The organism is Streptomyces sp. NPDC001393 (genome assembly GCF_053597455.1).
Genome location: NZ_JBSFIH010000022.1, coordinates 39969 through 51917, shown reverse-complemented (window position 1 = coordinate 51917; position 11949 = coordinate 39969). Strand labels below are relative to the sequence as shown.

Genomic DNA, 11949 nt, shown 5'->3' with positions numbered 1-11949 from the left:
CGATGAGCGAAATCGACTGGGAAGATCCCTTCTGCGCTGAGGGTGCCAACTGCTTCCGCATAGGTACCGACTCGACAGGGAACGCCTACATCGCCGTAGCCGGCCAAGAGGAAAACCACCTCACCGACAGCCGTGAGGCCCTGCGCGCCCTAATCCTGGAGATCAAGGCGGGGAAGGCGGACCACCTGCTGTAGCCGCCTGCAGACGTCCCTGTTTGTCAGTGGTGCGTCCTAGCATCGCGGCATGAGAGCTTCAGGGACGTTCAAGGTCGAGGAGTTCACTCCGGCGGACGTGCGGCTGCCGGAGCCGGTGGTCGAGACGGCGGTGCCGGTCGGGGTGGCCACGATGCGGAAGCGGTACGAGGGTGAGGTCGCCGGGGTGTCGCAGACCCTGTTCACCGCGGCGTACGACCAGTCCAGTGGGACCGGCACGTACGTCGCCATGGAGTCCTTCGAGGGCACGCTGGGTGAGCTGAGCGGCACCTTCAACTTCGCCCATTCGGCGACGACCCTCGGGGAGGGCAGGGAGGCCGAGCACTTCGTGATCGTGCCGGGGAGCGGGACGGGGGCGCTGGCCGGGATCCGAGGGGCCGGCGGTCTGCGGATCGACGCGGACGGCACCCATCGGATCTGGTTCGAGTACGAGGTGGGCGAGGGCGAGTAGGCCGCCTTCGTCGTCGGCTCACCCCTGGGTGCGGGGGAAGGACACCTCGACTCGGCGGTTCTTCCTCCTTCCCTCCTCGGTGGAGTTGTCGGCGATCGGGAACTGCTCTCCGTAGCCGCGGACCTCGAAGGTGACGTTCGGGTCGTTCAGGTCCTGGTCGAGGACGGCCTGTACGGCGTTGGCGCGTTGCCGGGACAGGATGTCGCCGTGGGCGGAGGAGCCGAGGTTGTCCGTGAAGCCGAAGACGCGAACCTGGGTCGCGTTCTGCTTCTTGATCTCGTCGGCGATGGTCGCGATACGGCTCTTCGCCTCGTCGCTGAGTTTCGCGCTGTCCTTGCTGAAGAGCACTTCGGCTTGCAGCGCGAAGGTGACATCGGCGTTGGTGTCCTCGCGTCGCTCGTCCCCGCTCTGGTCCTCGACGACCGACTTGATGTCCAGCACCTTGGGCGCGGCGAGGGTGGCGCCTTCGGGGAGCTTGAGGTCGGGGTCGTGCGGGTCGATCTTCACCGGCGCGCCGGCGGACGGCTCGGTGACGGGGGGCTGACTCGGCCCGGTGTCGTCCGCGTGGGCCAGGGTTAGGTTGCCGGCGGCCAGCAGGATGGCGGTGGTGAGGGTGAGGGCGAGACGGGGGGTGGTCATTTGGGGCTCACCCGGAGATCTTGATGGTGGCGGAGGAGAGGGTAGGCAGTTGGAGGGTCACCTCGGTGGTGTCCGTGGGCGGTGAAGGAAACTGCATGAAGACCGGCAGAGACTGGCCGGACTTGAGCGTGCCGAGGCCCGTTGTGGTGAGCGGGCGCCCCTCTGTGTCGCGCAGTACGTAGTAGCGCTTCTTGCCCTTGGAGTCGACGAGGGTGGCTCCGCCCAGGGAGGGGCCGTTCTTGGTGATCTCGGTTTCATTGCCGCTGAGGGCGGACGGGATGAGCAGATCACCGGCCCCGTCGTTCTTCAGGGCGCCGTTGACGGTGACAAAGCCACCAGAATCACGCTGCACGGAAGTGATCTGGAGAAGCAGGCCATTCGAGCCCTTGAGTTCGGCCAGCGGTTGGTCCGATTGGCCCTCCTGGGCGCTCGGACCGGAGTTGCCGCCCTGGGAAGCGGACGCGGAACTGTGCGGCTTCTTGTCATTGCCGGCGCCCCCGCCGCAGCCGGCCACACCGACGGCAAGACCAGCCGCAACGGTCAATGCGACCATCCCCCTGCGGGCCTTCGCAGTGAACCGCATGCTCATCGCTCCGCTTCCTTCGTCATTGATCGTTCGCTCGTCAGTCGGCCAGGTGGACGTCGAAGAGGTCTTCGGGCTTGGGCAGCCCCGTTGGGTCGTCCGGCTTCAGATGCCAGACCTTGTCCTTGCAGGAGAGTTGGGGCAGCTCGTTCTTTCCATCGCCCTCACCGGGCAGCGGGGGCTTGCAGAGCGCTTCGATCACGGCAGTTGCATGGGCAGTCGAGTGCGTGTTCTCGGTGCCAGGCACAACCGAGTTGCCCACGGGCTTGTTCGCCTTGGCGTCGACCACATACCTCAGCGGCCCCTCGGGCGTGCAAGACGCCGTCGCGTCGTTCTGCGCGGCAAGCTGGACGGCTCGCCAGCAGAAGTCACCGCCTCCGGCTCCGGCGAAGATGGCCTGCCACTGGGCCGGGTCGTGTAGGTCGTCCACCCACTTGCCCGCAAGCTGGTCACGGGTCTTTTGAGCGGCCGCCAGAGCCGCCGCGTCCGCCGCCGTCTGAGTGCCGCTCCGGTTCACTGCAGCCTGGCCGACCGCGAGATAGGCCAACGCAAGAAAGAGCAGGCCTGCCACCACCGTGATGTAGATGGGGAAGGCCTGCCCTGTGTCTCGGCGTGGAGGAATCAGCCGCCGGTGACCTGGCTGATCTTGGTCCTGATCGCGTCGAAGATCGTCTGACCGATGCTCGTGCCGGTGATCGCCAACACGATCGCCACCACCACCGCGATGATGCCGAGGTACTCCACCGCGGTCTGCCCCCTGTCGCTGCGAGCAACACGGGCCTGCAGATACGCGACGGTGGTGTTGAACCAGTTGTTCATGGTGGTCCCCTCCGGACTCGCCTCCGATCCGGGCAACGTACGACCCGACACTCCGGTCGCCGAAGGGCCCCTGGGCCCAACTCCAGGCCCATTCCGCGCTCCTCCCCCACACCCCCACCTCAACCCACCCCCAACCACTTCGCCGCCGCCTGGGACCGCGTGGTGGTCTGGAGCTTGGCGAAGATGCGGTTGATGTGGTTCTTGACCGTCTTCTCGGAGATGAAGCAGGCGGCGGCGATCTGCTGGTTGGTCATGCCGGACGCGATGAGGTCCATGATCTCCGCCTCCCTCGTGCTCAGCCGGAAACTCGAACGGAATGACTGTGGCACGGTAGATTGCAATTGCGAAAGGACTTGGGGTTCACTTTTCCCTAAAAATTGCGGCACTTGAGGATCCGCATGTGCATCTGCATCTGCCCGCAGAGCTGTCAGCAGCGCCTTCGCCGCCCCCGGAGTCACATGCGGCCGCCCCTCCCGGACATCCCGAACCGCGCGCACCAGCTGCTCCGTCGTGAACTCGCCGTGGACCAGGTATCCCCCCGCCCCCAGCCGCAACGCCTCCCGAACGGTCTCCGTCTCGTGGCTGTAGGTGAGCATCATGACCGGCGCGAGGCGCACCAGGTGCGGCAATGCCGAGATTCCGTCGACCCCGGGCATGCGGACATCGAGGAGGATGACGTCCGGGCGGTGCCGTACGGCCGCCTCGTACGCCTCCTGACCGTTCGTCGCCTCGGCCACCACCGTGGTGTCCGGGCGCCCGGACAGCAGGGCCGTCAGGCCCGCACGGACCACGGGGTTGTCGTCGGCCACCAGCAGCCGCAGCGGCGGGGCGGCGGGAGGGGGTGACGGGAAGGGGTTCATGGGTGCGGTGCCTCCTCTCGGGCCGGCCAGGCTCGTAGGGGGAGTTCCACGCGTACCTCCGTGCCTCGTTCGCGGTCGCCCCGGCCGATGCGGATCCTGGCGCCCGCCTGCGCCGCCCGCTCCACCATGCCGAGCAGGCCGAAGTGGCCGGACGCGCGGAGCCGTTCGAGCGTGGTGTCCGGCGGCAGGCCGCGGCCGTCGTCGTGGATCGAGAGGCGGAGCATGTCGCCATGGACGGTCGCGCGGACGTCCACGTGAGTCGCGTCCGCGTGCCGGTGGGCGTTCTCCAGCGCCTCCGCCGTGATGGAGAGGAGGTGACGGGCCGGCACAGCGGGCAGATCAGGGGTGTCCGGCGGTGGGAACGAGCACGTGACCTGCAGCGACGTACGCGATGTGAAGTCCCTTGCGTACGACTGGAGTTCCGGCCAGAGAGGTATCTCCTGCCCTGCCTCCCGGCGCAGGTCCCGCAGCAGCTCCCGCGACTCCGCCGCCGCCCTGCGCGCCGAGCGGGACACCAGTTCCGCCTGTTGCCGGATGCGGTCGGGGTCGGGGGTGCCGGAGGACGCCGTGGCCGCCAGGCCGTCCGCCGCCAGCGCCACGCCGTACAGGGTCTTGGCCACGGAGTCGTGCATCTCGCGGGCCAGCCGGGCGCGTTCCGCGCTCACCGCCTCCGCCGCCGCGAGGCGCGCCTGGACCGCCGTCAGGGCGTGGGTCGCTGCGCCGAAGCGGAGCATCAGGTTGCGCAGGGTCGAACCCATCGCCCCCGCGATCACGCACAGGCCCGGCAACAGCAGCGACTCGGCCACGCCCGCCTGACGGTCCGCCTTCAGGGTGGCGTGGACCAGCAGCAGGATCAGGGACTGGAGGGAGGCGAAGAACGCCGCGCCGCGCCAGCTGTAGACCAGGCCCGCCAGGAGCGGGGTGCAGACGCTGACGTAGGCGAGGGTGGTGTCCGGGCCCGCCGAGACGAGAAGGAGCGAGCCGAAGAGGGTGTCGGCGGCCAGGAGGCTGGGGTGGCGCAGGAGGAGCGGGCCGAAGCGTTCCCAGTCGCGGAAGAGGACGTAGGACACCATGAAGGTGACGACGACGGCCGCGCCGACCAGGCGTGCGCCCAGGCCGGGGGCCGCGTGGAGCAGCGCGGCGGGGGCGGCCAGGGCGATCATGGCCAGGCGGAAGCCGAAGACCTGCCGGCACATCGCCTGCAGCGCGCTGATCTGGATCTTCTCGGAGGGTTCGGGGGCGGCTGCGGCACCGGTCCTCGCCTTTCGGCGGCGCAGGAAGCGGTCCGTGGTCCCCCTTCGGCGGCGCAGGAAGCGGTCTGTGGTCCCCCTCGACCGGTCCCGGAGCCGGCCGAGGACTTCTCTCACCCTGCCGCCGGAGAAGGTCCCTCCTCCGCGTCCCGTCAGCCCCGTCACCGTCACGCCCGCTCACTTCCCCGTGAGTGAGCCGAAGTCCACGCCGGAGCCGAGGATCAGGCCGGCGCCCAGCAGCAGCATCGTGGCCGGGACCATGAACGTGGTGATCATCAGCGTGGCCTTGGGCACCGCGCGGGCGGCCTTGCGGCGGGCGTTCTGCGCGTCCGTGCGGCGCATGTCCTTGGCCAGGGAGACCAGAGTGTCGACGATCGGTGCGCCCAGTTCCTCCCCCTGCTGCAGTGCCGTCACGAACATCGCGACCTGTTCGGAGTCGTTGCGCCGGCGTAGCTCCGCGAAGGCCTGGCGGCGGCTCATGCCCAGGTCCATCTGGCGCAGGGTGATGCGCAGTTCGTCCGCCCAGGGACCCTCGTAGCGGGAGGCCACGCGGTCCAGGGCCTGGCGGAAGCCCAGCCCCGCGCTGACCACCACCGCCAGCACGTCCAGGAAGTCCGGCAGCGTGCGCTCGATGACGTCCTTGCGGACCCGGATCGCCGACCAGATGCCGACCTCCGTCCAGAACGCGCCGAACAGCAGGAGCAGTACGGCCACGAACCACTGGCCGCGCAGCAGGAACACCAGGCAGCCGACCGCGCCCAGCGCGCCGTACACCGCCCGCCGGGCCGCGTAGCGGTCGATGGTCAGGCCGCCGGGGTTGCCGGCGAGGTCGATCCTGCGGCGGTACTTGGCCACCAGGCGCGGGCCCATCAGGCGCAGCACGGCGGGGGCGTAGCGCATGCCCATCCGGTCGATGACCGAGCCGACCGCGCCGGTGCGGGTGGCGCCGACCTCCAGGGCCACGGCCAGGTCACCGGGGAGTTTGGCGTCCGCGCGGTACATGCGGATGCCCGCGAAGGCACCCCAGACGCCGAGCCCCATCAGCAGGGCGAGCAGGAATCCGGTCATCGGGCCGCCCCCCTCACACGTCGATCCGGCTCAGGCGCCGGATGAGGACGAATCCGACCGTGTACATCGCGAAGGCGATGAGCACGCAGGCCTGGCCGACCGGTGAGCCGGTCATGCGGGCCAGCGCGCCGTCCTTGACGCCGTTCATCAGGAACAGGGCGCCGACGCCCAGGACCGGGACGGCGTACGACGTCATCGTCACCTGACTCAGCTGGGTGCGGATCTCGCGCCTCGTCTCCTTGCGTTCCTCCAGGGTCTCGGTCAGGTTCCGCAGGGCCGAGACCACCTGGCCGCCCGCGCGGTTCGACAGGATCAGGGTGGTGACCAGGACGACCAGTTCCCGGGACGGCAGCCGGTCCGCGAGCTCACCGAGCGCGTCGTCCAGGGAGTGGCCGATGGCCAACTGGTCGGAGACCTTGGCCAGTTCCTCGCCCGCCGGGGCCTCCAGCTCCTCCGCCGCCATGCCGATCGCGGTGCGCAGGGCGAGGCCGGCCTGGGTGGCGTTGGCCAGGATGCGGGCGAGTTCGGGAAGCTGGTTGATGAAGCGCTCGATGCGTTTCTGGCGCTGCCAGTTGAGGAACTGGACCGCCGCCCCGATGCCGAGGAGGCCGGCCAGCGGGCCGAAGAAGGGGGCCAGGGTGGCCTGGCCGACCAGCCAGAGCGCGGCGACCGTGGCGAGCATGTAGACGAAGAACTCGCCCGGGGTGACGTCCAGGCCGGTCGCCGCCAGGCGCAGTTCCAGCCGGCGGCCGAGGCGGGTACGGCGCAGTCGCCGGTCCAGGTCGCGGAAGCGGCGGGTGCGGCCGGTCGCCGGGACCGGGCCGGTGTGGGTGAGCCGGTCCACGAGGGCCGCGCGCTGGGCCCGGCCCGAGGCGTAGGCGTGCACACCGGCCACCGCCAGGACGCAGGTCAGCAGCGTCACCCCGGTGGTGAGCTGGACGAGGGTGTGGAGTTCCATGGGGGCCTACCTGGCTTCTCGGGTGGCGAGCTGGTCCACGGAGTGGGCGACTCCGAAGGCCTGCGGGACGGGCTGGCTCGCCATGTAGAGGCGGTCGGCGCTGCGGCGGGGCAGCGGGAAGTACTGGAAGCTGCCGTACACGCGGCCGTCGGGGGTCATGGGCCGGGCGTCGAACCGGGCCACGGTCGTGAGCCGGTACGGCTCCCCGCCGTGGCTGTCGAGGAGGGCGATCTCGGTGATCCGGCGGGCGCCGTCGGCGAACCGGGTGAGCTGGACGATGACGTCGACCGCGCTGTTGATCTGGTCGTGCAGGGCGACGAAGGGCACCTCGACGTCGGACATGGAGGCGAGGGTCTGCAGCCGGGTCAGGGCGTCCTCGGCGCTGTTGGCGTGCACGGTCGCCAGCGATCCGTCGTGGCCCGTCGACATCGCCTGGAGCATGTCCAGGGACTCGCCGCCGCGGACCTCACCGACCACGATCCGGTCCGGGCGCATGCGCAGGGAGTTGCGGACCAGGTCGCGGATGGTGACCTGGCCCTGGCCCTCGACGTTCGGCGGCCGCGACTCCAGCCGGACCACGTGCGTCTGCTGGAGCTGGAGCTCGGCGGAGTCCTCGATGGTGATGATGCGTTCGTGGGGTGGGATCAGCCCCGACAAGGCGTTCAGCAGGGTCGTCTTCCCCGTGCCGGTCGCGCCCGAGACGATGATGTTGAACTTCGCCTGCACCAGCCCCGCCAGCAGATACACCATGTGCTCGTCCAGCGAGCCGAAGGAGATCAGTTCCTGGAGGGTGAAGGAGCGCGGGAAGCGGCGGATGGTGAGGATCGGCCCGGTCAGGGACAGGGGCGGGATGATGACGTTGACGCGCTCGCCGGAGGGCAGGCGGGCGTCCACCATCGGGTTCGACTCGTCCACCCGCCGGTTGACGGTGGACACGATCCGCTCGATGGTCTGCATCAGCTGGTCCGCCGAGACGAACCGCAGGGGCAACTGCTCGACGCGGCCGCCGCGTTCGACGAAGATCGCGTCGGGGCCGTTCACCATGATCTCGGTGATCGAGGCGTCTTCGAGGAGGGGCTCCAGGATGCCGAGGCCCAGTGCCTCGTCCACCACCCGGCGGATCAGCTGCGCGCGCTCCACGGTCGACAGCACCGGGCCCTCACGGCTGATGATGTGCCCGAGCACCCGCTCCAGGCGCGCCCGGCGCTCGGCCGCCGCCAGCGAACTCATCTCCGCGAGGTCGATCTCCTCCAGCAGCTTGGCCCGGTAGGAGGCGACCAGATGCCCGTCCTCGCCCCGGCTGCCGTGCTCCTCCGGAGTGCTGATGCGTGCCCGCAGGCTCATGTCGGCATCTCCTCCCCTAGTGGTCGAGCGGCATGGTGGCGGACTTGGTGGCGTCGCCGAAGTCCCAGACGATGTGCGGGATCCTGACCCTGGCGGTGACGGTGACCGTGCCGTCCCCACGCCCGGTCCGGCCGCACGTCACCGTGAGGGGGCCACTGACGGCTTCGGAGCACGCCTGCTGGGCGTCCTGCTCCAGAGAAGCCGCCCGCGCCCCCGCTCTGGCCGCCGTACTGGCCTGCTCGGCGGCATAGGCGACGGCCCCGATCTGGATGCCGGCCATGGCCACGATGAGGAGGACCGGGATGAACCCCAGGTACTCGATGGCGACCTGGCCCCTGTCCCGCCGTCCGCGCCGGTACGACATCTCAGTGCTTCACCTCCTCGACGGCACCGGCGTGGCCGGTCACCGTGGCAGGGAAGTCGATCACGCCGGGGAAGAGGACGGGGACGTGCAGCTCGACGTCTGCCGTCACATAACCACTCGGGCTGCAGGTCACTTTGGCACTCCCCCTCCACGCCGCCGACAGGTCCTTCAGCCCCGCCGCCGAGCAGGCCGCCTGCCGTGCACCACCCGGCGCCGCCGCCGTCCCCGCCCGCACCGCCTCGTCCGCAGCATTCCCGGCCAGCGTGAAGGTGTACCCCAGGAGCACGGCCTGCCACAGCAGTACCAACGTCAGAACGATCAGCGGCGTCATGCCCAGGAACTCGATGCTCACCTGCCCCCGGTCCCCACCCGGCCTCCTCATGGCCCGCTCACTCCTTCCGCCGCCGGAACCCGACCGGACCGCGCCCGCTCCCCCGATGGCCCGCGGCCGCCTCGGCAGCCCGCACCAGCCCCAGCTCCCCCGCGAGCCCCCACAGCGCCTGCTTCACCGTGCTCTTGCTGTCCAGCTCGTGCACCCGCCCGGCATCCACAACGGCCTGAAGTTCCTTGAAGTTGGCGGGAATGGTCGTACGCGCCAGCGCGGTGCCGGTGATGCGCTGCACGAGCGCGGGCTGGATCTCCGTACTGCGCGCGTGCCGGTTGACGACCACCGTCGTCTCCTCGGCCTTGCGGATCTGCAGCCGGTCCCACATCCGTACGGTCCGTTTGGCGGCCCGGACGGCGACGACGTCCGGCGTGGTGAGAAGCAGCGCGAGGTCGGCCATCTCCACCACCGCGGCGCCCGCACCGCTCAGCTGGGCGCCGCAGTCGACGACGACCACCTCGTAGCGGGAGCGCAGGGCGCTGACGATCTGGCGGGCGGCGCGGTCGGTGACCTCCTCGCCGCGTTCGCCCTCGGCGGGGGCGAGGAGCAGGACGAGCCCGGTGTCGTGGCGGAAGACGGCGTCGGCGAGGACGCGGGGCGAGATGTCCGTGATGGCGGCGAGGTCGGCCACGGACCGCCGGAACTGGACGTCCAGGTAGGAGGCGATGTCCCCGGTCTGGAGGTCGAGGTCGACCAGGGCCGTGGCCCGGCCGGAGGCCTGTGCGGCGAGGGCCAGCTGGATCGCCGTCAGCGTCGCGCCGGTGCCGCCCTTGGCGCCGCTGACCGTGACGACCGTACCGCCGACCCCGCCGAACATGTCGGAGGCGCCGTGGCCGAGATGGCGCCGTACCCCCGTCGACCACTGGGCGACCGCCTGGACCCGGCTGGCGAGTTCCTCGTACGACAGCGGGAGCGCGACCAGGCCGCGGGCGCCGGCGTCCATGGCGGCGGCGAACAGACCGGGGCCGGCGTCGGTGGTGACGAGGATGACGCCGACGGCGGGGAAGCGGAGCGCGACCTCGCGGATCAGCTCCAGGGCCGGGACCGGGCCGATCCGCTCGTGGACCACGACGACTTCCGGGAGGTCGTCCACGGACTCGGCGGCGAGCCGGGCGAGGGTGTCGACCAGCTGGGTGGAGTCGCCGACCGGTGGCTGGGGTTCGGCGTCGGGGAGCTGGCTGAGCAGGGTGGTGAGGGAGCGTACGGCGTCCGGGTCGGCTCCCGCCGGGAGGATCCTGGTAGGCATGCGGGCCGCCTCTCACTTGTCCGTCGCGAGTTCGTAGGTGCGGTCCTTGTCCGGGACGCTGGTCTCGCCGCCGGGCGCCACCAGGGCGAGCCGGACGCGCTGGGCGAAGGACTCGGCGTAGGTGATGCGCTGGGCGTCGAGGGTGGACAGCGCGAAGGTGATGGGGACGGCCTGGCTGGGCTGCTGCTGGTTCTTGCTCTGGTCCGGGTCGAGGGCGGTGATCTGGCCGACGTCGAGGACCCGGGCGTCGGTGACGATGATCTTCGACTGGTCCGGGTCGCCTTCCTTCTTTCCGGCGAAGGTGGCGTACACGTTGACGTGCGATCCCGGGGTGATCTTCCCCGCCACGCCGGTCGCCGCGTCGATCATGATGGCGACCTCCTGCTGTCCGGGCTGCAGGGCGGGCTGGTCGACGATCATGTCGGTCTGGAGCAGGGAGCCCGCGCGCAGGGTGGTGACCGCGATCTTGCCCTGGATCTGCCGCAGGTCCGTGACCGCGTTGCCGGACAGCCACCGCCTGGGCATCTCGATCTTCTCGAACTGGCCGGCGTCCAGGGTGGTGTACGGCTTCACGTCGGACCGCACCCGATAGGCGGTGACCTCCGGCCCGACCTTGGAATCGACGTCATGGACGACGGAGAGCACGCCGGCGAACGCGCCGAGAGCGCACAGGACCGACAGGATCAGGAGTATCACGCCGCGGCGCTGACGGGAGTTCATGAACCGTGCAACCTCATTGGGGGAATCGGTCGAGCGGGCTGGGGACGTGCGGGGCGGGTCAGGCGGGCGTGCGCTGTTCCAGGGCGCGGGGCGCTTGGGGTTCGTATGCGGGCGGGGTGGCGGAGCAGAAGACGCAGCGGTCGCCGATGACGTCCAGCCCGCACCAGTGGCAGGCGGTCTGCCGTACCGACGTGACCAGTTGGTACAGGACGGACAGATCGGAGAGGTAGCTGCAGAACTCGGTCATACGGGCCGTCCCCCACCACACGGGGGACTCGGCGGGCAGCGGGACCTCGCGCAGCCCGTGCACACTCCACTGCCCGGCGAGCCCGGCGACCCAGTCACCCGGCAGCTGTCCCCTGGCGACGAGCATCCAGGTGTTGAACTCGGGCCCTTTGAGGGTGACACCGGGCGCTATGCGCTCGAGCTGCGGCTCGGGGTGCGCGAGTACGGCGAACTGGCTGCCGGGCACCCAGGACTTGGCGTGCGCCTTCAGCCCGACCGGCACCCGGTCCAGCCGGGCGACCGAGCCGAGCACAGCCCCGGCGTGGACGTAGTGGGTGAGCAGCCGCCCGGCGGAGGCGAGGACGCCCGGGCTGAGATCGCAGGAGGCCAGTTGCCGCAGCTGCCGGGCGAGCACGGCGATGCCGAGGGGCGGAAGCGCGGGCCTGAAGACGGCGATGCGGTCGCTCTCCAGCAGCGAGCGCAGGGTGTGCAGCCGCCGTACGACACGCTGCGGAGTGGCGGCCGAGCAGACGACGACCAGGTATCCGTACTGCTCGGTCAGGGTGTGCAGTTCGGTGAGCGCGTGCTCCAGGGGCCGCTGGTCGAGGCCGCTGAGCACGACGGCCGGCATGGTCCGTTCGTCCTGCGCCGGCAGTGCCATGTCGGCACTGGTCACGGCAATGGCAGTTGGCACGCGCAGCTCCCCGCTCTTCACACCCGCCGGCCCACGGAGGTAACTCCCGTGCGCCGGGACGACTTCACTGCGTGACTACGTGAGCACTGTATCCACGGCCGTATGGCCGGAGAACATCGTTTGTGAAGCTC

Annotated in this window: 16 protein-coding genes; 2 read left to right on the top strand and 14 right to left on the bottom strand. The window is 70.3% G+C overall.

Translation table 11 applies throughout. From position 1 onward, the window contains the following. The first annotated feature begins 2 nt into the window (after positions 1-2). Both ACWC2T_RS23415 and ACWC2T_RS23410 read left to right on the top strand, forming a co-directional pair. On the top strand, positions 3-194 hold the full coding sequence (locus tag ACWC2T_RS23415) for a hypothetical protein (RefSeq protein ID WP_450672285.1): 192 nt from the start codon (positions 3-5) through the stop codon (positions 192-194). A gap of 49 nt (positions 195-243) precedes the next feature. Further along, on the top strand, positions 244-663 hold the full coding sequence (locus ACWC2T_RS23410) for a DUF3224 domain-containing protein (protein ID WP_450672284.1): 420 nt from the start codon (positions 244-246) through the stop codon (positions 661-663). An 18-nt stretch (positions 664-681) separates the two neighbouring features. Here the strand turns inward: ACWC2T_RS23410 and ACWC2T_RS23405 are convergent, their stop codons facing one another. From ACWC2T_RS23405 to ACWC2T_RS23340, 14 genes are all read right to left on the bottom strand, one after another. Further along, positions 682-1302 (bottom strand): OmpA family protein, encoded by a 621-nt coding sequence (locus ACWC2T_RS23405; protein WP_450672283.1) that lies wholly within the window; start codon positions 1300-1302, stop codon positions 682-684. A gap of 7 nt (positions 1303-1309) precedes the next feature. After that, positions 1310-1891 carry a hypothetical protein gene (locus ACWC2T_RS23400; RefSeq protein ID WP_450672282.1) on the bottom strand — a complete coding sequence of 194 codons (582 nt, stop codon included), beginning with the start codon at positions 1889-1891 and terminating at the stop codon, positions 1310-1312. 34 nt (positions 1892-1925) lie between these two features. Then, a complete protein-coding gene (locus ACWC2T_RS23395; protein WP_450672358.1) occupies positions 1926-2507 on the bottom strand; it encodes a pilus assembly protein TadG-related protein in 582 nt (193 codons plus the stop codon). Continuing rightward, on the bottom strand, positions 2507-2704 hold the full coding sequence (locus ACWC2T_RS23390) for a Flp family type IVb pilin (RefSeq protein WP_388764816.1): 198 nt from the start codon (positions 2702-2704) through the stop codon (positions 2507-2509). Before ACWC2T_RS23390 ends, ACWC2T_RS23395 begins: the two co-directional genes overlap by 1 nt. Before the next feature lie 119 nt (positions 2705-2823). Next, positions 2824-3564, bottom strand: coding sequence for a response regulator (locus ACWC2T_RS23385; protein WP_450672281.1), 741 nt, complete (start codon positions 3562-3564; stop codon positions 2824-2826). Beyond that, positions 3561-4760: a sensor histidine kinase gene (locus ACWC2T_RS23380; protein ID WP_450672357.1), complete on the bottom strand. Its 1200-nt coding sequence runs from the start codon at positions 4758-4760 to the stop codon at positions 3561-3563. The genes ACWC2T_RS23385 and ACWC2T_RS23380 overlap by 4 nt, the downstream gene beginning before the upstream one ends. A 231-nt stretch (positions 4761-4991) precedes the next feature. Further along, positions 4992-5882, bottom strand: coding sequence for a DUF5936 domain-containing protein (locus ACWC2T_RS23375; protein WP_450672280.1), 891 nt, complete (start codon positions 5880-5882; stop codon positions 4992-4994). A gap of 13 nt (positions 5883-5895) precedes the next feature. Further along, positions 5896-6840: a type II secretion system F family protein gene (locus ACWC2T_RS23370; protein ID WP_450672279.1), complete on the bottom strand. Its 945-nt coding sequence runs from the start codon at positions 6838-6840 to the stop codon at positions 5896-5898. A 6-nt stretch (positions 6841-6846) separates the two neighbouring features. Further along, on the bottom strand, positions 6847-8184 hold the full coding sequence (locus ACWC2T_RS23365; protein WP_450672278.1) for a CpaF family protein: 1338 nt from the start codon (positions 8182-8184) through the stop codon (positions 6847-6849). A 16-nt stretch (positions 8185-8200) separates the two neighbouring features. After that, positions 8201-8548, bottom strand: coding sequence for a TadE/TadG family type IV pilus assembly protein (locus ACWC2T_RS23360; protein ID WP_450672277.1), 348 nt, complete (start codon positions 8546-8548; stop codon positions 8201-8203). A gap of 1 nt (position 8549) precedes the next feature. Continuing rightward, positions 8550-8930, bottom strand: a complete 381-nt coding sequence (locus ACWC2T_RS23355; RefSeq protein ID WP_450672276.1) for a pilus assembly protein — start codon at positions 8928-8930, stop codon at positions 8550-8552. A gap of 7 nt (positions 8931-8937) precedes the next feature. Then, on the bottom strand, positions 8938-10179 hold the full coding sequence (locus ACWC2T_RS23350; protein ID WP_450672275.1) for an AAA family ATPase: 1242 nt from the start codon (positions 10177-10179) through the stop codon (positions 8938-8940). Positions 10180-10191: 12 nt separating this feature from the next. Beyond that, positions 10192-10899 (bottom strand): Flp pilus assembly protein CpaB, encoded by a 708-nt coding sequence (gene cpaB / locus ACWC2T_RS23345; protein ID WP_450672274.1) that lies wholly within the window; start codon positions 10897-10899, stop codon positions 10192-10194. 58 nt (positions 10900-10957) lie between these two features. After that, positions 10958-11839, bottom strand: a complete 882-nt coding sequence (locus tag ACWC2T_RS23340) for a hypothetical protein (protein ID WP_450672273.1) — start codon at positions 11837-11839, stop codon at positions 10958-10960. Positions 11840-11949 lie beyond the last annotated feature (110 nt).

Excerpts from the sequence above, each read along its gene's own strand:
- ACWC2T_RS23410 (WP_450672284.1), top strand. The coding sequence starts at position 244 with ATGAGAGCTTCAGGGACGTTCAAGGTCGAGGAGTTCACTCCGGCGGAC.
- ACWC2T_RS23365 (WP_450672278.1), bottom strand. The coding sequence starts at position 8,184 with ATGAGCCTGCGGGCACGCATCAGCACTCCGGAGGAGCACGGCAGCCGG.
- ACWC2T_RS23380 (WP_450672357.1), bottom strand. The coding sequence starts at position 4,760 with ATGTGCCGGCAGGTCTTCGGCTTCCGCCTGGCCATGATCGCCCTGGCC.
- ACWC2T_RS23360 (WP_450672277.1), bottom strand. The coding sequence starts at position 8,548 with ATGTCGTACCGGCGCGGACGGCGGGACAGGGGCCAGGTCGCCATCGAG.
- ACWC2T_RS23370 (WP_450672279.1), bottom strand. The coding sequence starts at position 6,840 with ATGGAACTCCACACCCTCGTCCAGCTCACCACCGGGGTGACGCTGCTG.
- cpaB (WP_450672274.1), bottom strand. The coding sequence starts at position 10,899 with ATGAACTCCCGTCAGCGCCGCGGCGTGATACTCCTGATCCTGTCGGTC.
- ACWC2T_RS23405 (WP_450672283.1), bottom strand. The coding sequence starts at position 1,302 with ATGACCACCCCCCGTCTCGCCCTCACCCTCACCACCGCCATCCTGCTG.
- ACWC2T_RS23355 (WP_450672276.1), bottom strand. The coding sequence starts at position 8,930 with ATGAGGAGGCCGGGTGGGGACCGGGGGCAGGTGAGCATCGAGTTCCTG.
- ACWC2T_RS23400 (WP_450672282.1), bottom strand. The coding sequence starts at position 1,891 with ATGAGCATGCGGTTCACTGCGAAGGCCCGCAGGGGGATGGTCGCATTG.
- ACWC2T_RS23415 (WP_450672285.1), top strand. The coding sequence starts at position 3 with ATGAGCGAAATCGACTGGGAAGATCCCTTCTGCGCTGAGGGTGCCAAC.
- ACWC2T_RS23350 (WP_450672275.1), bottom strand. The coding sequence starts at position 10,179 with ATGCCTACCAGGATCCTCCCGGCGGGAGCCGACCCGGACGCCGTACGC.
- ACWC2T_RS23385 (WP_450672281.1), bottom strand. The coding sequence starts at position 3,564 with ATGAACCCCTTCCCGTCACCCCCTCCCGCCGCCCCGCCGCTGCGGCTG.
- ACWC2T_RS23375 (WP_450672280.1), bottom strand. The coding sequence starts at position 5,882 with ATGACCGGATTCCTGCTCGCCCTGCTGATGGGGCTCGGCGTCTGGGGT.
- ACWC2T_RS23390 (WP_388764816.1), bottom strand. The coding sequence starts at position 2,704 with ATGAACAACTGGTTCAACACCACCGTCGCGTATCTGCAGGCCCGTGTT.